A 19,322-nucleotide genomic window follows, 5' to 3' on the forward strand; every position below is an offset into this window, starting at 1 on the left:
GAGGCTTGCACCCATGGCGATTTCGACATAAAGATATCTTTATATCTTTTTTCGTTTCGCGGAGGCCGAACCGTTGCGCCAACCGACGACGCTGTCATCGCCATCCCTGCTCGCCGGCCTGCGCGCCGCCGGCGAGGAGACGCGGCTGCGCATCCTGGCGCTGCTTGCCGAGGGCGAATTGTCGGTGTCCGACCTGACGGACATTCTCGGCCAGTCGCAGCCGCGCATTTCGCGCCATCTCAAGCTCCTCGCCGAGGCCGGCCTGGTGCGGCGCTATCGCGAAGGCGCCTGGGCCTTCTTCCGGCTGGATGAGGCGGGCGCCGGGGGCGCCTTTGCCGCCTCGCTCGCGGCCTGGCTCGATCGCTCCGATCCGGAGCTCGCGGCCGATCGCGAACGGCTCGCCGCGGTGCGCGCAGCGCGCGCCGATGCCGCGCAATCCTATTTCGCCAGCGTGGCGCGGGACTGGGACCGGCTGCGCTCGCTGCATGTGCCGGACGATGCGGTCGAGGCCGCCGTCGAGGCCGCGGCGGGCGAGGGCTCGGCCGGGGCGATGCTCGATCTCGGCACCGGCACCGGACGGATGCTGGAGCGGATCGCGCCGAAATTCGGCCGCGCCATCGGCGTCGACGCCAGCCACGCCATGCTCGCGGTGGCGCGCGCCAACCTGGAAAAGGCGGGCCTGTCACGCGTCGAGCTGCGCCAGGGCGATATCCATGCCCTGCCTTTCGCGCGCGGCGCCTTCGATCTCGTGATCATCCACCAGGTCCTGCATTTCCTCGAGGATCCGGGCCGGGCACTGCGCGAGGCGGCGGCCATGCTCGCGCCGGGCGGCCGCCTGATCGTCGTCGATTTCGCGCCGCACGAGATGGAGTTCCTGCGCACCGAGCATGCCCATCGCCGCCTCGGCTTCTCGCGCGCGCAGATCACCGGCTGGTTCGGCGAGGCCGGGCTCACCTGCGACCTGGCCGAGGAGGTGACCTCGGCCGAGGGCGCCTCCGGCCAGCTTTCCGTGATGCTCTGGCGCGGGCGCGACCGGCGCGTGCGGGGAGATTTTCCATTGCGTCAAGAATCCAGTTTCGAGGTAGCCTGATGAACGCGTTTCGTCCCAGCCGGCACGGCTCGCGCCGTCCCCGCGTCTCCTTCGAGTTCTTCCCGCCGAAGACGCCCGAGATGGAGGTTGCGCTCTGGGAGAGCGTGCGCCGGCTCGAGCCGCTCGGCCCGTCCTTCGTTTCGGTGACCTATGGCGCCGGCGGCTCGACCCGCGAGCGCACGCACAACACCGTCAAGCGCATGGTCGATGAGACCGGGCTGAAGCCTGCCGCCCATCTGACCTGCGTCTCGGCGTCCTGCGACGAGGTCGACGACGTCATCCGCGCCTATTGGGCCGCGGGCGTGCGCCATATCGTGGCGCTGCGCGGCGATCCGGCCGGCGGCCTCGGCACGGTCTATGAGCCGCATGCGCAGGGCTATCACCAGACCTCCGACCTCGTCGCCGGCATCCGCCGCGTCGGCGATTTCGAGGTGACGGTCTCGGCCTATCCCGAAAAGCATCCGGAAGCGGCCTCGCTCGATGCCGATATCGACGCGCTGAAGAAGAAGGTCGATGCCGGTGCGACCCGCGCGATCACCCAGTTCTTCTTCGATAACGACGTCTATTTCCGCTATCTCGACAAGGTGCGCGCGCGCGGCATCGACATCCCGATCCTGCCCGGCATCGTCCCCGTCCAGAACTTCAAGCAGACGGCGGGCTTCGCCGCCCGCACGGGCGCCAGCGTGCCGCAATGGCTGGCCGACCGTTTCGAGGGGCTGGAGGACGATCCGGCGACGCGTCGGCTGGTGGCGGCGGCGGTCTGCGCCGAGCAGGTGCTCGACCTGGTCGACCGCGGCGTCTCCGACCTGCATTTCTACACGATGAACAAGGCCGACCTGGTCTATGCGATCTGCCATCTCGTCGGGCTGAAGCCGGACAAGAGCGTGCAGCAGCAAGCGGCCGCGGAATGAGGCTCGTCATTGCGAGCGAAGCAAAGTCGCTTCGCCTCTCGCGATGACGAAAGACGATACAGATTCAGTGTCACGACGAAAGCGTCAGCAATGTCCGACTACCAGCCCAATCCCGTCGACGGCGCCGAAATCGAGCGCGTGCTGCGCCAGGCCGCGTCCGAGCGCATCCTCGTGCTCGATGGCGCGATGGGGACGCAGATCCAGGACCTGAAGCTCTCCGAGGCGGATTTCCGCGCCGAGCGCTTCAAGGGCTGGAACCACGACCTCAAGGGCAATAACGACCTGCTGGTGCTGACCCAGCCGGAGGCGATCCGCGACATCCATCTCGCCTATTTCAATGCCGGCGCCGACATCGTCGAGACCAACACCTTCTCCTCGACGGCGATCGCCCAGGCCGATTACGGCATGGAGGCGCTGGTCTACGAGCTCAATGTCGAATCCGCCAAGCTCGCCCGCGAGGCTGCCGGCATCGCACAGAAGCAGGATGGCCGCCGTCGCTTCGTCGCGGGCGCGATCGGCCCGACCAACCGGACGCTCTCGATCTCGCCCGACGTCAACAATCCCGGCTTCCGGGCCGTGACCTTCGATCAGGTCCGCGACTCCTATGCCGAGCAGGTGCGCGGGCTGATCGATGGCGGCGCCGAGCTGATGCTGATCGAGACGATCTTCGATACGCTCAACGCCAAGGCGGCGATCGTGGCGATCGAGGATGTCTATCGCGAGAAGGGCATCCGGCTGCCGGTGATGATCTCCGGCACCATCACCGACCTGTCCGGCCGCACGCTGTCGGGCCAGACGACGGAGGCCTTCTGGAACGCGGTGCGCCATGCCTCGCCGCTGACGATCGGGCTCAACTGCGCGCTGGGCGCGCGCGAGATGCGGGCGCATATCAAGGACCTGTCGCGCGTCGCCGAGACGCTGGTCTGCGCCTACCCCAATGCCGGCCTGCCGAACGAGTTCGGCCTCTATGACGAGCGGCCCGAGGCGACGGCGGCGATGCTGGCCGAGTTCGCCGATGCCGGGCTGGTCAATGTCGTCGGCGGCTGCTGCGGGACGACGCCCGGCCATATCAAGGCCATCGCCGAGGCCGTCGCCGGCAAGGCGCCGCGCGTGGTGCCGGAGGTGAAGCGCTATCTCAGGCTCGCCGGACTGGAGCCCTTCACGCTCGACGAGACGATCCCCTTCGTCAATGTCGGCGAGCGCACCAACGTCACCGGCTCGGCCCGCTTCCGCAAGCTGGTCAAGGAGGGCGACTTCGCCGCCGCGCTCGACGTGGCGCGTGACCAGGTCGCCAACGGCGCGCAGGTCATCGACATCAACATGGACGAGGGCCTGCTCGATTCCGAGAAGGCGATGACCGAGTTCTGCAACCTGATCGCCTCGGAGCCGGATATCAGCCGCGTGCCGATCATGGTCGACTCGTCGAAGTTCCACGTCATCGAGGCGGGCCTGAAGACGATCCAGGGCAAGCCGATCGTCAACTCGATCTCGATGAAGGAGGGCGAGGCCGCCTTCCTCGAGCATGCCCGCATCTGCCGCAATTACGGTGCGGCGGTCGTCGTCATGGCCTTCGACGAGACGGGCCAGGCCGACACCTATGAGCGCAAGATCGAGATCTGCACGCGGGCCTACAAGCTGCTGACCGAGCAGGCCGGCTTCCCGCCCGAGGACATCATCTTCGACCCGAACATCTTTGCGGTGGCGACCGGGATCGAGGAGCACGACAACTACGGCAACGACTTCATCAACGCGACGCGCGCCATTCGCGAGACCCTGCCGCACGCCCATATCTCAGGCGGCGTTTCGAACCTGTCCTTCTCGTTCCGCGGCAACGAGGCCGTGCGCGAGGCGATGCACTCGGTCTTCCTCTACCACTGCATCAAGGTCGGGATGGACATGGGCATCGTCAATGCCGGCCAGCTCGGCTCCTATGATGATCTCGACCCGGAGCTGCGCGAGCTCTGCGAGGATGTCGTCCTCAACCGGCGCAAGGATTCGACCGAGCGGCTGCTCGACGCCGCGCCGCGCTTCAAGGGCGACGGCTCGCAGGCCGTCTCGGGCAAGGACCTCGCCTGGCGCGAGGCCGATGTGCAGAAGCGCCTCGAGCACGCGCTGGTCAACGGCATCACCGAGTTCATCGACCGCGATACGGAGGAGGCGCGGCTCCAGGCCGACAAGCCGCTCCACGTCATCGAGGGCCCCCTGATGGCCGGCATGAACGTCGTTGGCGATCTGTTCGGCGCCGGCAAGATGTTCCTGCCGCAGGTGGTGAAGTCGGCCCGCGTGATGAAGCAGGCCGTGGCTTATCTGATGCCCTATATGGAGGAGGAGAAGCGTCTGAACGGCGGCTCCGAGCGCTCGGCCGCCGGCAAGGTGCTGATGGCGACGGTCAAGGGCGACGTCCACGATATCGGCAAGAACATCGTCGGCGTCGTGCTCCAGTGCAACAATTACGAGGTGATCGATCTCGGCGTGATGGTGCCGACGCAGAAGATCCTCGATACGGCGCGCAAGGAGAAGGTCGACATTATCGGGCTATCGGGCCTGATCACGCCCTCGCTCGACGAGATGGTGACGGTCGCTTCCGAGATGGAGCGCGAGGGTTTCGATATCCCGCTCCTGATCGGCGGAGCGACGACGAGCCGCGTCCACACGGCTGTGAAGATCCATCCGGCCTATAGCCAGGGCCAGACGGTCTATGTCACCGACGCCTCGCGCGCGGTCGGCGTGGTCTCGAGCCTGCTCTCGCAGGACCAGAAGCCGGCCTATGTCGACGGCATCAAGACGGAATATGCCAAGGTCGCCGATGCGCATCGCCGCTCGGAGGCCGACAAGCAGCGCCTGCCGCTGGTCAAGGCGCGCGCCAACGCCTTCAAGCCGGACTGGGCGAACTATGCGCCGCCGAAGCCGAGCTTCCTCGGCACCCGCGTGTTCCGGACCTATGACGTCGCCGACCTGGTGCCGCTGATCGACTGGACGCCGTTCTTCCAGACCTGGGAGATGAAGGGGCGCTTCCCGGCGATCCTCCAGGACGAGAAGCAGGGCGAGGCGGCGCGCGCGCTCTGGGACGACGCGCAGGCGATGCTGAAGCGCATCGTCGAGGAGCGCTGGTTCAATCCCAAGGCGGTGATCGGCTTCTGGCCGGCGAACGCCGTCGGGGACGATATCCGGCTCTATACCGGCGAAAGCCGGCAGGAGACGCTCGCGACCTTCCACGGGCTGCGCCAGCAGCTCTCGAAGCGCGACGGCAAGCCGAACATGTGCATCGCCGATTTCGTCGCGCCCGAAGGCATCGAGCGGCCGGACTATGTCGGCGCCTTCGTTGTGACGTCGGGCGCGGAGGAGGAGCGCATCTCCGAGCGCTTCGCCCGCGACAATGACGATTACCGCTCGATCATGGTCAAGGCGCTGGCCGACCGCATCGCCGAGGCCTTTGCCGAGCGCATGCACCAGAAGGTCCGCACCGAGTTCTGGGGCTATGCGCCGGACGAGAACCTTTCGAACGAGGACCTGATCCGCGAGGAATACCAGGGCATCCGGCCGGCGCCGGGCTATCCGGCCCAGCCCGACCATACCGAGAAGGTGACCCTGTTCGATCTGCTCCAGGCCGAGCCGCGCGTCGGCGTGAAGCTGACCGAGAGCTACGCGATGTGGCCGGGCTCGTCGGTTTCGGGCCTCTATCTCTCGCATCCCGAGGCCTATTATTTCGGCGTCGCCAAGGTCGAGCGCGACCAGGTCGAGGATTATGCGCAGCGTAAGGGCATGGCGATCCACGAGGTCGAGCGCTGGCTCTCGCCGATCCTGAACTACGACACCAGCGCCTATCGGCTGGAAGCGGCGGAGTGAACCTGAGGCCTGCGACGCCTGCCGACCTGCCGGCCATCCACGCGATCCGGCATGGCGTGAGCGAGAACGTGCTGCGCGACCCCTCCAAGGTCAGCGACGAGGAGGTCGCCTGGTATATGGAGCAGGCGATCTTCCTCGTCAGCGAGGAGGAGGGCGAGGTCGTCGGCTTCACCTGCGCCAATCACCAGACCGGGCTGGTCTGGGCGCTGTTCATCGATCCGGCCCATGAGAGGCGCGGCCATGGCCGTCGCCTGCTCGACGAGGTGCTGCGCCGGCTCGGCGAAGCCGGCCATCGCCAGGCCTGGCTGACGACGGGCGCCGGAACCCGGGCGGAGCGCTTCTATACGGCTCACGGCTGGCGCGACATGGGCCGCGAGCTCGGCGGGCAGGTGGTGTTCGTGCGGACGCTCTGAGCCGCGGTAGGCCGATGAAGCCGCAAATGCGCCTCGCATCGAATTGACGACGGTCTGGAGCGCGCCGATGAACAGATTGATCAGACCCGTGGGCGAGGCCTGGAATACCGACGGAGCGGCTGCTTCCGCGATCGCCCTATGGGAACAAGAAAGCCGCCTGCAACTGCCCGAAGACTATCGCGATTTCATGCGCGGCTATAATGGCGGCCGTCCCTATCCCAACATCTTCAGGCATACGGCCCTCGATGCCCAGGACTTTCCGAATCCGTCAGAGAGCTATCTCGATCCGTTTTACGATTGGGATCGGGTGGTGACGTGGAGCGGGGAACTCGGAAATCGCTTGCCACCCGCGACGCTGACGATTGGAGCCGATCCGGGCTTGCTCGAGATCATCCTGTCCCTGCGGCAGGACGACCATGGCGCAGTCTATAGCTGGGTTCGCAACTGGGGCGTCTGGGGAAGCGAGGAGAACAGCTATCTTTGCCGCCAGGCTCCGTCTTTTCGCGCATTCGTGGAGTCGCTCTATGACGACGACCAGCGGAACGGCTACGACTACTGGCATCGGCCGCGCCGGCAGCATCTGGAGCGGGAACTGCGCGTTCAGCTCTGAAGGCAACTAGCCACCCATCGCGGCCTTCGGATGCGTCTCGTCGCTGTAGAAGATGTGGCGGCCGATCACGTCCATCTTCTTCAGCTTCTTCGCCCAGTAGGGACTGACATAGTCGGCGTGATAATGCGTCGAGGCGCCGACCTCGGCGAGATAGATCCGGCCCTCGTAGACGTCGCGGGCGATGCGCACGGCTTCCCGCCACGGCTCTGGCTCGGTGATGCGCAGCGACTTGCCCTCGCAGGCGAAGGTGAACTGGCAGGCGAGATAGCGGTGGCGGTTCTGGTAGACGACGCCGCAGACGGAGCCCGGATAAACCCCGCTCCTGACCCGGTTGAGGACGACCTGAGCGACGGCGGCGCGACCATCCTGCTCTTCCGAGCGGGCCTCGAAATAGACCGCCTCCGCCAGGCAGCGCTGCTCTTTCGCCAGCGTGTCCCCGTCGATGACGACGGGCACGCCCGAGAGGATGAGGGACGTGCTCGGTGTGCTCGCGGCGAGCGGCTCGACGAAAGCCGAGAGCGCGAGCAACGCCAGCGGGGCGATGCGCTTCATGATACGGGATGCTCCGGGGTAAGGGCCAGGCCGAGCGCGCGCGCTTCGGCTCATGGGCGGCTGAAGAAGCGGCCCGCTGGCTCGGTCTATCTCAGATTTTTGATGGGGTGAGCAGCTTTGGGCCGATCGAGATCAGGACGATCACGGCTCTCTGAAACGTATAGCGGCGGCCTTCGCCGCTTGTGACTTCCAACAAAACTTGCTCGTTCCAATCTCAAGGGGATTTTGTGCGTTGCGCGGGCGGCATATGCGCAGGAAGTTCGGCGACTTTGTGGCGACTATCCTGCGGCAATCACGCGCGGATCGCTCACTCTGCAAATCAAAGCTGTCGAGGAGCCCGGAGCGCTGTCCAAGCATCTCCCGGCCGCTCAACAGAAAAGGGCCGCCTCAGGGGCGGCCCTCGCTGCTGTCCGAAGGACCGTGTTGCTTACGCAGGAACGGCGGCCCCGCCAAAATCCTCGGCGCCGCGCGGCTGTTCGGCCGGCCGGCTCGCCGGCACGGCGCGCGAGACCGATTTCCGCTCGGCGTCGATGCGCTCGATCATGAAATAGGCGCGTTCGGCGCTGCCGAGCAGGGCCAGGATCGCGCCGCGCTCGGTCCAGGGCAGCTCGGCGCCGAGCCGCAGGCAGCGCTCGCGCAGGGCGAGCAGGTCGCCGAGCCGCGGCGCGGCCTCGGCGCCGACCGGCGGGTTCGGCTGGTCGATCGGGATGATGGCGCGCAAGGCGTCGGAGACCTGGTCGACGATGGTGTCGACGATGCCCCGGCCGAGCTCGCCGAAGGGCTGGCGCTCGATCCGGCGGGCGATCTGGTAGAGCGTCTCGCCGAGGCTCGCGGTGTGGTCCTCCTCCTCGATCAGGCTGGCGACGAGGTCGGCACGTGCGTAGGGCATGTCGGGCTGGAACATGCCCGAGGTGTAGGAGCGGATCTCGCGATTGAGGATGTCGATCGCGGCATAGTGCTCCTCGACCTTGTCCGGTGCGTTCTCGGTTCCCTTGGCGATGTCGAGGAAGAGGCGGGCGGCCTCGAGATAGCGCCCGGTCTCGCGCTGGATCGCCGGGACGGCGAGCGCCGGATCGGCGGCGGCGCCCGGCGTCAGGAAGCGCGGCTGCGAGTAATCCTCGACATCGTCGAGCGTCGAGGCGCCGACCTTCGAGAGGACGCGCTCGAAGACACCGACGAAGGGGAAGAGCAGGGCGGTGTTGAAGATGTTGAAGAAGGTCGAGTAGAGGCCGATCGCGACCGGGATCAGCGGGAAGGTCTCCTTGCCGTCCTTGACGACGGGGACGCCGGGATCGCCGCCGAACCACTGCATCGCCCAGGCGAGCACGTCCATCGAGACGAAGAAGAGCGGTATCGTGACCGCGACGCCGATGATGTTGAAGGAGATATGGGCATAGGCCGCGCGCTTGGCGTTCTTCGAGAGGTTGAGCGAGGCCATCCAGGAGGTGATCGTCGTGCCGAGATCGGCGCCGAGCGAGAAGGCGACGGCGGTCTTCCAGTCCAGGATGCCGGCGGCGCCGAGGCCCATGACGATGCCGATCGTCGCCGAGGAGGAGTGGATCATCGCCGTGATGCCGGCGGCGATCAGCACGCAATAGAGCAGGTTGAGATAGGTGTCGGCCCTGAGCGCGGAGATCACGCCCATCACTTCCGGCATGGAGCGCAGCGGCCTGAGACCGCCGGTCATCAGGTTGAGGCCGTAGAAGATCAGCGCGAAGCCCATGCAGGCGAGCGCGATGTTCTTCACCTTGTCGGTCTTGGCGAAGATGTGGAGCAGCGCGAAAATGCCGGCGAGCAGCAGGCCGAGCGGCCCGAGCGGCAGCGCGATCAGGCCGTTGCCCAGCGTCGTGCCGATATTGGCGCCCATGATCACGCTGATCGCCGGGCGCAGCCCGATGACGCCGGCATTGACGAGACCGACGACCATGACGGTCATCGCGGTCGAGGACTGGATGACGCCGGTGATGAAGGTGCCTGCCATCACGCCCTTGACCGGCGTGCCGGCGATCTTGGCCAGCAAAGCCCGCATCTTGTTGACGGCGAGGGACTGGATGCCGTTGCTCATGAATTCGAGGCCGAGCATGAAGATGCCCAGCCCGCCGATGACCGGCACCACTACCTGCGTAAAAATATCGACCTGCATCTGACCTGCTCCGCAATGGTCGCTCGATCAGGCACGGGAACGTTGGCGCAGGAAAACACCCACGCTTCCCTAAGGAACGCCTCTTCAGACGCAACTGACCCCTTAACCCGCCAGCGAGATCACGCTAGGCCGCGGGTGCGACAACTTGGTGACTATTGTGAAGGCGCGGGCGGCGCGCCTGGCTTGCCTTGGGACAGGTGGCTCAGCCGGTCGCGAGGGCCTGGCGCAGCACCGCCTCGCCATTGGCCTGGCTGCGCAGCGGGTCGCCGAACAGATGCAAGCGGTTGCGGCCGGAGGCCTTGGCGACATAGAGCGCGGAATCGGCTTCGGCGAAGCTCCGGTCGGTCTCGTGGAGCCTGCCGGGCAGCAGGGTCGTCACGCCGATCGAGGCGCTGATCTCGATCAGGCGGCCGTTCCAGGCGACAGGCTGCGCAAGGGCGGCCAGCGCATGGTCGAGCCGGCGCAGGATGGCGGGCCAGCCGGCGCGGGAGCAGAGCAGCAACGCGAACTCGTCGCCACCGAGGCGAGCAATCATCACGGCATCGCTGAGCGTGGCCTCGAGCCGCAGCGCCACCTGCCGCAGGCATTCGTCGCCGGCGGCGTGGCCGAAGCGGTCATTGATCGGCTTGAACATGTCGAGGTCGACGAGCGCGAGCGCGCCGATCGCCGCGCTATCGGCGGGGCTGTGGCGCAACTCGGATAGCTGGGCCTCGAAAGCGCGCCGATTGGCGAGGCCGGTGAGCGGGTCGCTATAGGCGAGCCGGCGCAGGCCCTGCCACATGTGTTTCTCGGAGGTGATGTTCTGCTTCGCCCCGAAGATGCGGGTGGGTCGGTTCTGGCTATGCGAGACCGCGGCGCTCAGGCGCATCCAGCGGTCCTCGCCGTCGGCCGCGATGATCCGCGCATCGAGCACGAAGCCCTGGCCGGTGCGGATCATGCCGGCGCGAAGCCGCTCCATCTCGGCGCGCGACTCGTTGCTGTAGAGATCGACGGTGGACGGCCGGTGCAAGGTCGAGCCGCGGGGCAGGCCGAACAGGTCGTAGACGCCGTCGGTCCAGGTCAATTGCTCGGTCGCCAGCACGCATTCCCAGGCGCCGATTCCGGCCAATCCGGCGGCCTGGTCGTAGAGGCGTCTGGCTTCGGCGTCATGCAGCGGCATGCGGGTCAAATCTCGTCTTCGGCGGCCGGCAGCCGGCTTCCCCTTGCCGGACCGCAGCCCCGTCGAAGCTAGGCCGCAACTGGTTAACGAAGGTTACTATTTGCGGCGCGCGTCACTCGCGCCGCAGCGCCTCGATCGGGTCGAGCCGCGCCGCCTGCCGGGCCGGATAGAAACCGAAAAAGACGCCGATCATGCCCGAGACGCCAACGGCGATCAGGATGGTCTCGATCGAGATCACCGAGGGCCAGCCGGCGATGTTGGCGATGGTCAGCGCCGCCCCGATGCCGAGCGCGATGCCGACCGCGCCGCCGATCGTCGCCAGCGTCGTCGCCTCGATCAGAAACTGGGCGAGCACGTCGCGCTGGCGTGCGCCGACCGCCAGCCGCAGGCCGATCTCGCGGGTGCGCTCGGTCACCGAGACCAGCATGATGTTCATGATGCCGATGCCGCCGACCAGCAGCGAGACGCCGGCGACCGCCGCGAGCAGCCAGGACAGCGTGGTCGCCGCTGCCGTCGCGGTATTGGCGATCTCGGTCAGGTTGCGGACGATGAAGTCGTCGTCCTGGTCATCGCCCAGGCGATGGCGCTGGCGCAGCAGCGCGCTGGTGTCGGCGATGCCGGGCGCGATCGCCTCCTCGCTGGCGAACTTGACCATGATGGTCTGGACCGAACGGTCGCGGGCATAGTTGCGCCCGATGATGCGGCGCCGGCCGGTGTCGAGCGGCACGAAGATCACGTCGTCCTGGTCCTGCCCGAGCGCCGACTGGCCCTTGGCCGCCATCACGCCGATGACCTTGAACGGCACGTTGCGGATGCGGAACATCTGGTCGATCGGATCGTCTTCGCCGAAGAGGTTCTTCGCCACGGTCTGGCCGATGATCGCGACGATCTCGCCGCGGCGCAGTTCCTCGGGCTCGAACAGGCGGCCTTCGGCGACGTCCCATTCCCGGGCGGTGAAGAAATCGAGATCGGTCGCGGTGACCTGCGTCGACCAGTTGGTGCCGCCATAGACGGCCTGGGCGCGCGTGAAGATGACCGGCGCGGCGGCCGTGACGTTCTCGACCTCGGCGAGGACGGCGCGGGCATCCTCGTCGGTCAGGGTCGAGGAGGCGCCGGCGCCGAGGCGGACGCCGCCCTGGGTGACGTTGCCGGACTGGATGATGGCGAGATTGGCGCCGAGCGACTTGATCTGGCCGGTGACGCGCTCGCGCGCGCCGGAGCCGATCGCGACCATGGCGATGACGGCGGCGACGCCGATGATGATGCCGAGCATGGTCAGCGCCGAGCGCAGGGCATTGGCGCCGATCGCGGAGAGTGCCGAGCGGACGGCTTCCCAGATGCTCATGCCGCGGCCTCGCTCGTCGGAGCGGTGTCGAGCGCGGCCAGCGCGGCGCGGGCGTCGGCTGCGTCCTGGCGCTCGTCCGACAGGAGATGCCCGTCGCGGAAGCGGATGACGCGGCGGGCATGGCGCGCAACTTCGGCGTCATGGGTGACGATGACGACGGTCACGCCTTCGCGGTTCAGGTCCTGGAAGAGCGCGAGGATCTCGAGCGCGGTGCGGCTGTCGAGCGCACCGGTCGGTTCGTCGGCGAGCAGCAGGCGCGGCTCGTTGACCAGCGCGCGGGCGATGGCGACGCGCTGCTGCTGGCCGCCGGAGAGCTGCATCGGCCGGTGATGGGCGCGCTCGGCCAGGCCGACGCGGCCGAGCGCGGCGAGCGCCTTTTCGCGCCGCGTCCTGCCGTCGCGCCCGGCATAGACCATCGGCAGCTCGACATTGGCGCAGGCATCGACGCGCGGCAGCAGGTTGAACTGCTGGAAGACGAAACCGAGCTTGCGGTTGCGCAGCTCCGCCAGGCCGTCGCCCGAGAGCGTCTCGACCGCGACGCCGTCGAGACGATACTGGCCGCCGGTCGGCCGGTCGAGGCAGCCGATCAGGTTCATGAAGGTCGATTTGCCGGAACCGGACGGCCCCATCACGGCGACGAGGTCGCCGGCCTCGATCTCGAGCGAGATCCGGTCGAGCGCCGTGACGCGCCCGGAATCGAGGTCGTAGACCCGGCTGAGCTCATGCGCTTCGATCAGGGCCACCGCTTCGCTCCTCAGAACAGCCGTGGGCCGCGCATGCGGGGAGCCGGCTCAGTGGGAGCCGTCGCGCGCGGGCCGCCGCCGACGAGAACCTGCGTGCCCTCCTTCAGATCGCCCGAGGCGATCTCGGTGAAGGCGCCATCGGTCGGCCCGAGCATGATCGGCACGGCCTTGGGCTGGCCGCCGGCGTCGAGCACATGGACGCGGCCCGGCACGCCCTGCTGGGGCGTGGGCCGGCCTTCCTGCATCATCGCCTCGAACTTCGCCTTGCGCTCGGGGTCGAGCGCGGCGGCGACCTTGGCCAGCAACTCGGCGCGCGCGGCGCGGAAGGCGGCGCGGCGCTCCTCCTCGGAAAGCCCGGCGGCGGCCTGGCGCCCGCCGCCGCGCCGCTCCTGGAAGACGGCCGCGATCGCCTCCTTCTGCTCGGCGGTCGGCTGCAATTCCGTCTCGATGCGTTCGCGCAGGGCCGCAACGGCGCGCCCGCCACCACGCCCGCCGCGCTCGCCCTGCGCCGCGGCGGGAGCCACGGAGGCGGCATTCGCCGGACCGGCGGTCTGGCCCGCCGGCCGGAAGCGCAAGGCGGCATTGGCGATGCGCAGCACGTTGTCGCGGTCCTCGGTCACGACCTGCAGATTGGCCGTCATGCCCGGCAGCAGCGCCATGTCGTGGTTCTCGACGCGCACGACGCCGGTATAGGTCACGACGTTCTGGATCGTCTGGGCGCCGAGCCGCACCATCTCGACCCGGCCCTCGAAGGTGCGGCTGGGATAGGCGTTGACGGTGAAGGAGACCGGCTGGCCAGGCTTGAGCCGGCCGACATCGGCCTCGTCGATATTGGCGTAGATGTCGATCGTCCGCAGATCCTGGGCGATCTGGAACAGGACCGGCGCCGAGAGCGAGGCGGCGACCGTCTGGCCGAGATCGACCTGGCGCTGGACCACGACGCCCTCGACCGGCGAGCGGATGTCGGTGCGCTCGAGATCGATCATGATGTCCTTGAGCTTGGCGTCGCGCGCCGCGATCAGGGCCTCGCCGGCCTGGAGCTGGCCCTGCGCCAGCAGGATGTCGGCATCGAGCCCGTCGAGCTCGGCCGTGGCCGAGGCGATCTGCGCCTGCGTCGAGGCGAGGGTGGCGGCCTGGACCTCGACCTGCGTGCGGGCGCTGTCGAGGCTCTGCTGCGAGCCGGCCTTGCGGGTGAACAGCTCGTTCTGGCGATCGAAGGTGCGCTTGGCGTCGGCGAGCTGCGCGGTGACGCGGTCACGCTGCGCCTCGAGATCCTTGATCGTCGAATTGGCCTTGAGGCGGCCCGACTTGGCGCGGTCGAGCTGGGCGCGCTTGACGATCAGGTCGGCCCGGGCCTGGGCGAGATCGGCGGCGGCGGCGTCGCGCCGGGTCTTGATCTGGTCGCTGTTGAGGCGCGCCACGATCTGGCCGGCCTTCACCTGCGAATTGTAGTCGGCGAGGATCTCGACGATCTGGCCGGAGAGCTGCGAGCCGACGACGACCGTCGTCATCGGCGTCAGCGTGCCGGTGGCGCGCACGGCCGCGGTGATCTGGCCGCGGTCGACGGTCGTGGTGCGATAGGCGACATCGTTCGCCGCGCCGCCGGTCGGGCGGAGCGCCCAGTATCCGGCGCCGGCGGCGGCCAATCCCAGTCCAGCGGCGATCACCCAGTTGCGCAAGTCTTCGTCCCCAACGCCTGGTTCCACAGGCAAAGCTCGTTTGACCGGACGATGCCAGAATCGCGGGATCGAGGCGAGTTAACTTAACGCAATGTCCAGGTGAGCCAGCAGTCAGAAAGCGAGGTCAGGCGGTCCTGGCCTGCCGCGTCTGCGCCACGAGGTCGCGCAGCGTCGTGATGGTCGAGGCGTCGGCGACGCCGTCGACCTTCTCCTGCCGCCAGTGGCGCTGGAAGGCGGCGACGACGTCCTCCAGCTTCTGGTCGAAGACGCCGTCGACCGCCACGCCGTAGCCGAGCATCGCGAACATCGCCTGCAGCGCCTCGACCGGCTGGCCGCGCTCGCCGCGCGCCAGGAAGCGGCCGCCGCGGATCGGCGCCGGCTCGCTCCAGAGGCCGACGCCGCCCTCGGCGAAATGTCGCCACGGGAATTTCTCGCCGGGGTCGATCTTACGGCCGGGCGCGATGTCGGAATGGGCGAGGACGCGCTCGGGCGGGATCGCCCAGCGCTCGCAGATGTCGCGGCTCAGGTTCAGCGTCGCGGCGATCTGCTCGGCCGTGAAGTCGGGCAGGCCGCCGGGGTGGCCGGGATTGGCGATCTCGATGCCGATCGAGCAGGAATTGAGATCGGTCTCGCCGGCCCAGTGCGAGGCGCCGGCATGCCAGGCGCGGCGCTCCTCCGGCACGAGCTGTAGGACATGGCCGTTCTCGAAGACGAAATAATGCGAGGAGACCTGCGAGACCGGGTTGCACAGCCATTGCAGCGCCTCGCCGGTGTCCGGCATGCCGGTATAGTGCAGGATCAGCATGTCCGGACGGCGTCCGGACATGCCGTTCGCGCCCATGCGCTCGCCGTGATTGGGGGAGGGGAAGATTTTGGCGGCGAAGCGGCTGTCGGGCGTGGCGACGAGGCTCATGCGGGCTCCGGCTGCCGGAGCACACCCATGCCGCGCTCCTTCTGGATATTGTCCCAGGCGGCGTTGATGGCGGCCAGCCGGCGCGTCGCGATCGCCACCGCCTCCTCGGGCAGGCCACGTGCGATCTCGCGGTCGGGATGGGTGTCGGCGACGAGGCGGCGATAGTGGCGCCGCAGATCGGCGTCGCTCATCTCGCGGCTGGCGCCGAGCACGAGATAGGGATCGTCGGGACGGCGCATGTGGCGGGCCTCGATGCGGGCGAACCCCGCCTCGTCGATCGCGAAGATCGTCGCGACGTCACGCAGATAGGCGTGTTCCGCCTCGTGGATCGCGCCATCGGCGGCGGCGATCAGGAAAAGCCCGTCCAGCACGTCCTCGAGCAGGGCCGGCTCCTCCCTGAAGCTGTCGGCGATCTGCCTGGCATAGGCCTCGAAGCCGGCACTGGTCTGCTTGGCGAGGTCGAACAGGTTCTCGATCCGGGCCTCCTGTTCGGGGGGAACCGCGACGATCCGCCGGAAGGCGGCGACCTCGTCCCGCGTCACGACGCCGTCCGAGCGCGCCATCTTGGCCGCAAGCGCGACGAGGCCCGTGGTGAAGATCAGTTCGCGCGGAGCCGGCCCGAAAGGCGCGCCCTCGCGGTCGACAAGGACATGGCCGGCGAGCGCGCCAACCAGCGCACCGAGCGGACCGCCCAGAGCCAGGCCCAGGCCGCCGCCGCCCAGCGCGCCCCAGAATGACGAAACCATCGTTCAGGCAACTCCCAGAATCAGCCCTGCGCGAGGTTCGCCCGACCCCTGCCGCTCGTCAAAGCCCGGCGCCGACGGCCCCGGATCGTCAGCGGCAATAGAGCCGGCCGCTGCGGCCGCGATAATAGCCGTAAGGACAGCGGCGATGATAGCGGTGATAGCGCGGCGTGGTCGCCGCGCCGATGATGGCCCCGCCCGCCGCGCCGATCACGCCGCCTGCGACGGCGCCGCCGGCGCGCCCGGTGGCGAGGCCGCCCACGACGGCGCCCGCCGCGCCGCCGATCAAGGCGCCGGTGCCGGCGCGCTCCTCGCGGGCCGTGCAGGCGCCCAGGCTGAGTGCGATTGCGGCTATCGCCAGTATCTTCTTCACGGCGTCTCTCCCTGTCGATGGAGCGCATTCGGGCGCCCTGGCGGTTAAAAAGTCGCGCGCTCGGCACTGCGGAGGGGAAATGCGTCGGCAATGGGGCAATGATTTGCTCCGCGGCGGCGCGGAGGGAAGATTTCAGGAGGGTCTTCGCTCGGGTTGGCAATACATAGTGAATACGTTTCGTAAAGTTCAGTCTAAATAGATATTGACCACCGTTGTGGCTTAGATTCGGGTGCCTCATCGGTCAGATTATCAACACATTCCCCCATCAGATCGCTCGCCCCATCAATCGCCTTCCTGAAGGATGGGATCAGTCAGAAATGAAATATACCTGCACCGGCGCCGCCGCGCTCCTGATTTGCCTCGGGGCGTTCCAGTCTGCTCATGCCGGCCCCGTGAATGACGAGAACGACGCGCTCGCCTTCGTCGTCCGGGAAGCGGAGATCAAGCGCGAGAAGCAGGCGCAGGAAGCAGGCGCGCCAGCGAAGCCTCAGCGCGCGACCGCTGCCGAGGCCGCCGCGCCGAAGGCTGCCGGCAAGGCGACCGGCCGCCGGAAGGCGCTGGCGGCGCCCGCCGGCTCGGACGGGCTGAAGGCGCTCGTCGCGCGCCACGCGGCCGAGAACGGCGTTCCCTTCGCGCTCGCCGATGCCGTGGTGCGCATCGAGAGCCGCTACAATCCCCGCGCCTCCAATGCCGGCAATTACGGCCTGATGCAGATCCGCCATCAGACCGCCCGCGGCATGGGCTATTCGGGCAGCGCCGGCGGCCTGCTCGATGCCGAGACCAATGCGCGCTACGCCATGAAGTACCTGGCGCAGGCCTATCGCCTCGCCGGCGGCGACACCTGCAGGACCGTGATGAAATATCAGAGCGGGCATATGACGACGCGGATGAGCGGCGCCAACCGGACCTATTGCGCCAAGGTCCGCACCATCTCCGCGCAGAACTGAGCGGCGAAGCGGACCCGCTTCGCTTGACGCGGGGCGGGCGAGGGCGCAGTAGCGCCCTGCCAGTCGGCCGGACGGCCGCTCCCGCTCGCGGGGGAGGAAAGTCCGGGCTCCACGGAAACACGGTGCCGGATAACGTCCGGCGGGGGCGACCCCAGGGAAAGCGCCACAGAGATCGAACCGCCCGCCTTCGTCCCTCGGGACTTCGGCGCGACAAGCCCCCGGGCTCGCCGTGCCGTAGCAGCGCAAGCTGCGAAGGCAGGTAAGGGTGAAAAGGTGCGGTAAGAGCGCACCGCGGACCCGGCAACGGGGACGGCATGGCAAGCCCCACCGGGAGCAAAACCGAATAGGGACGATGCTTCCTCCGCAAGGAGGGAGGGGCCGGTTTCCAGGCCCGGTCGTCCGGGTTGGTTGCTCGAGGCGCGCAGCAATGCGCGTCCCAGAGGAATGGCCGTCACGGGGGCGGAGCGATCCGCCCTCCATCCAGAACCCGGCTTACAGGCCGGCTGGCGCCCATCACGATAACGACGAAAAGGGCCGGAGCGATCCGGCCCTTTCGCGTTCCGGTCCGATGGCGCTTGCTCAGGCGACCTTCAGCTCGACGTCGATATTGCCCTTGGTCGCATGCGAGTAGGGGCAGACGACATGGGCCTTCTTGACGAGGTCCTCGACGACGGCCTTGTCGACGCCCGGCACCGAGATGGTGAGCTTGGCGGCGATGCCGAAGCCGCCGCCATCGTCGCGCGGGCCGATGCCGATATCGGCGCTGACGCGGGCATCGTCCGGGATCTTCACCTTCTCCTTGCCGGCGACGAATTTCAGCGCGCCGAGGAAACAGGCCGAATAGCCCATCGAGAAGAGCTGCTCGGGATTGGTGCCGTTGCCGCCACCGCCGCCGAGCTCCTTCGGCGTGTTGAGCACGAGCTTGACGTTGCCGGTATCCGTCGCGGCCTCGCCCTCGCGTCCGCCGGTGGCCGATCCATGGGCGGTGTAGAGAATCTTCATGACGTGAACTCCTTCGGCTGCAGTGAACTTGCGAAGCAAAATTAAATTGTGCACAATCTAATTGTCAACGATCAAAGCGAGGTGATCACGCGACGGTGATTGCGCCCGCGCCGCCGTTGCGGCTTTGTGTCCTGGGTGATGTCAGCCATGCGAAACGAAGAGATGAAGCGGCCAAAGGTTCCCGAAACGCTCTTGCCGAAAGCCGAGGAGCAGCTCTGCTTCGCGATCTATTCGGCGGGGCATGCCTTCACCCGGCTCTACCGCACCGTTCTCGCCGATCTCGGCCTGACCTATCCGCAATATCTGGTCATGCTCGTGCTGTGGGATCGTGACGCGATCCCGGTGAAGGCGATCGGCGAGCGGCTGATGCTCGATTCAGGCACGCTGACGCCCTTGCTCAAGCGGCTGGAGAGCGTCGGGCTCATTCGCCGTGAACGCGACCGCAAGGATGAGCGGCAGGTTCGCGTCCACCTGACCGAGGCGGGGCAGGCGCTCCGCGAGCGGGCGCGTGGCGTTCCTGCCAGGATGGCCTGCGCGATCGGCGGCTCGCCCGACCGGGCCGGCCGGCTGGCCGATGATTTGCGGGCCCTGCGCGCTACGCTGCTGAAGGCCGCCGACGAGCCGGGCTAAGGCCGGACTTTTTTTCGGCGCGCCTCGCGCCCGGATCGGCCGCGCGGGCAGGCGGGCCGCCAAAAATCCATATGCTTACGGATGCTTAACCTTAACAGGTTGTGATGACGGCTGATGTCGGCGCAGCTGCGTCGACAACCCTGAATCCATTGACGCCCATAATATCCCATGCTATCCCAAATCATCCCGTCGAAGCCGGCAGGCGATAGGCAGATCAGGGTCC

Annotated in this window: 16 protein-coding genes, 1 other RNA gene and 1 pseudogene; 8 read left to right on the plus strand and 10 right to left on the minus strand. The window is 67.7% G+C overall.

Going from position 1 to position 19,322, the window contains the following annotated elements; all coding sequences use genetic code 11:
- The first annotated feature begins 73 nt into the window (after positions 1-73).
- From ACTIF2_RS08010 to ACTIF2_RS08030, 5 genes are all read left to right on the plus strand, one after another.
- Positions 74-1,090 (plus strand): ArsR/SmtB family transcription factor, encoded by a 1,017-nt coding sequence (locus tag ACTIF2_RS08010; RefSeq protein ID WP_439496529.1) that lies wholly within the window; start codon positions 74-76, stop codon positions 1,088-1,090.
- Positions 1,090-2,001 carry a methylenetetrahydrofolate reductase [NAD(P)H] gene (gene metF, locus ACTIF2_RS08015; RefSeq protein WP_439496530.1) on the plus strand — a complete coding sequence of 304 codons (912 nt, stop codon included), beginning with the start codon at positions 1,090-1,092 and terminating at the stop codon, positions 1,999-2,001. The genes ACTIF2_RS08010 and metF overlap by 1 nt, the downstream gene beginning before the upstream one ends.
- A 90-nt stretch (positions 2,002-2,091) precedes the next feature.
- The gene (metH, locus tag ACTIF2_RS08020; protein WP_439496531.1) at positions 2,092-5,847 is read left to right on the plus strand and encodes a methionine synthase; all 3,756 of its coding nucleotides are present in this window, start codon (positions 2,092-2,094) and stop codon (positions 5,845-5,847) included.
- Entirely contained in the window at positions 5,844-6,260 is a 417-nt protein-coding gene (locus tag ACTIF2_RS08025) for a GNAT family N-acetyltransferase (RefSeq protein WP_439496532.1), read from the plus strand. Before metH ends, ACTIF2_RS08025 begins: the two co-directional genes overlap by 4 nt.
- A gap of 67 nt (positions 6,261-6,327) precedes the next feature.
- Positions 6,328-6,870, plus strand: coding sequence for an SMI1/KNR4 family protein (locus ACTIF2_RS08030; RefSeq protein WP_439496533.1), 543 nt, complete (start codon positions 6,328-6,330; stop codon positions 6,868-6,870).
- A gap of 6 nt (positions 6,871-6,876) precedes the next feature.
- Here the strand turns inward: ACTIF2_RS08030 and ACTIF2_RS08035 are convergent.
- The 9 genes and pseudogenes from ACTIF2_RS08035 to ACTIF2_RS08075 form a co-directional block, all read right to left on the minus strand.
- Positions 6,877-7,317, minus strand: a pseudogene (locus ACTIF2_RS08035) (cell wall hydrolase); the annotation flags it as partial.
- A gap of 532 nt (positions 7,318-7,849) precedes the next feature.
- Positions 7,850-9,565 carry a Na/Pi cotransporter family protein gene (locus tag ACTIF2_RS08040; RefSeq protein WP_439496534.1) on the minus strand — a complete coding sequence of 572 codons (1,716 nt, stop codon included), beginning with the start codon at positions 9,563-9,565 and terminating at the stop codon, positions 7,850-7,852.
- A 202-nt stretch (positions 9,566-9,767) separates the two neighbouring features.
- On the minus strand, positions 9,768-10,724 hold the full coding sequence (locus tag ACTIF2_RS08045) for a diguanylate cyclase domain-containing protein (RefSeq protein WP_439496535.1): 957 nt from the start codon (positions 10,722-10,724) through the stop codon (positions 9,768-9,770).
- Positions 10,725-10,836: 112 nt separating this feature from the next.
- The gene (locus ACTIF2_RS08050) at positions 10,837-12,069 is read right to left on the minus strand and encodes an ABC transporter permease (protein WP_439496536.1); all 1,233 of its coding nucleotides are present in this window, start codon (positions 12,067-12,069) and stop codon (positions 10,837-10,839) included.
- On the minus strand, positions 12,066-12,812 hold the full coding sequence (locus tag ACTIF2_RS08055) for an ABC transporter ATP-binding protein (RefSeq protein WP_439496537.1): 747 nt from the start codon (positions 12,810-12,812) through the stop codon (positions 12,066-12,068). The genes ACTIF2_RS08050 and ACTIF2_RS08055 overlap by 4 nt, the downstream gene beginning before the upstream one ends.
- An 11-nt stretch (positions 12,813-12,823) precedes the next feature.
- Positions 12,824-14,491: an efflux RND transporter periplasmic adaptor subunit gene (locus ACTIF2_RS08060; RefSeq protein WP_439496538.1), complete on the minus strand. Its 1,668-nt coding sequence runs from the start codon at positions 14,489-14,491 to the stop codon at positions 12,824-12,826.
- Between the two features lie 124 nt (positions 14,492-14,615).
- Positions 14,616-15,404: an N-acetylmuramoyl-L-alanine amidase gene (locus ACTIF2_RS08065; RefSeq protein ID WP_439496539.1), complete on the minus strand. Its 789-nt coding sequence runs from the start codon at positions 15,402-15,404 to the stop codon at positions 14,616-14,618.
- A complete protein-coding gene (locus tag ACTIF2_RS08070) occupies positions 15,401-16,150 on the minus strand; it encodes a TerB family tellurite resistance protein (protein ID WP_439496540.1) in 750 nt (249 codons plus the stop codon). Before ACTIF2_RS08070 ends, ACTIF2_RS08065 begins: the two co-directional genes overlap by 4 nt.
- Before the next feature lie 88 nt (positions 16,151-16,238).
- Complete coding sequence (locus ACTIF2_RS08075) at positions 16,239-16,520, minus strand: glycine zipper domain-containing protein (RefSeq protein ID WP_439496541.1); 282 nt, start codon at positions 16,518-16,520, stop codon at positions 16,239-16,241.
- Positions 16,521-16,837: 317 nt separating this feature from the next.
- On the opposite strand from ACTIF2_RS08075, the gene ACTIF2_RS08080 reads away from it, so the two are divergent.
- Both ACTIF2_RS08080 and rnpB read left to right on the plus strand, forming a co-directional pair.
- Positions 16,838-17,467, plus strand: a complete 630-nt coding sequence (locus tag ACTIF2_RS08080; protein WP_439496542.1) for a lytic transglycosylase domain-containing protein — start codon at positions 16,838-16,840, stop codon at positions 17,465-17,467.
- Between the two features lie 59 nt (positions 17,468-17,526).
- Positions 17,527-17,978, plus strand: an RNA gene (rnpB, locus tag ACTIF2_RS08085) — RNase P RNA component class A.
- Positions 17,979-18,046: 68 nt separating this feature from the next.
- On the opposite strand, the gene ACTIF2_RS08090 is transcribed toward rnpB, so the two are convergent.
- Positions 18,047-18,469 carry an organic hydroperoxide resistance protein gene (locus ACTIF2_RS08090; protein WP_439496543.1) on the minus strand — a complete coding sequence of 141 codons (423 nt, stop codon included), beginning with the start codon at positions 18,467-18,469 and terminating at the stop codon, positions 18,047-18,049.
- A 162-nt stretch (positions 18,470-18,631) separates the two neighbouring features.
- On the opposite strand from ACTIF2_RS08090, the gene ACTIF2_RS08095 reads away from it, so the two are divergent.
- The gene (locus ACTIF2_RS08095) at positions 18,632-19,099 is read left to right on the plus strand and encodes a MarR family winged helix-turn-helix transcriptional regulator (protein ID WP_439496544.1); all 468 of its coding nucleotides are present in this window, start codon (positions 18,632-18,634) and stop codon (positions 19,097-19,099) included.
- Positions 19,100-19,322: the final 223 nt, after the last annotated feature.

Source organism: Allobosea sp. (assembly GCF_051860145.1).
Classification (GTDB): Bacteria; Pseudomonadota; Alphaproteobacteria; order Rhizobiales; family Beijerinckiaceae; genus Allobosea.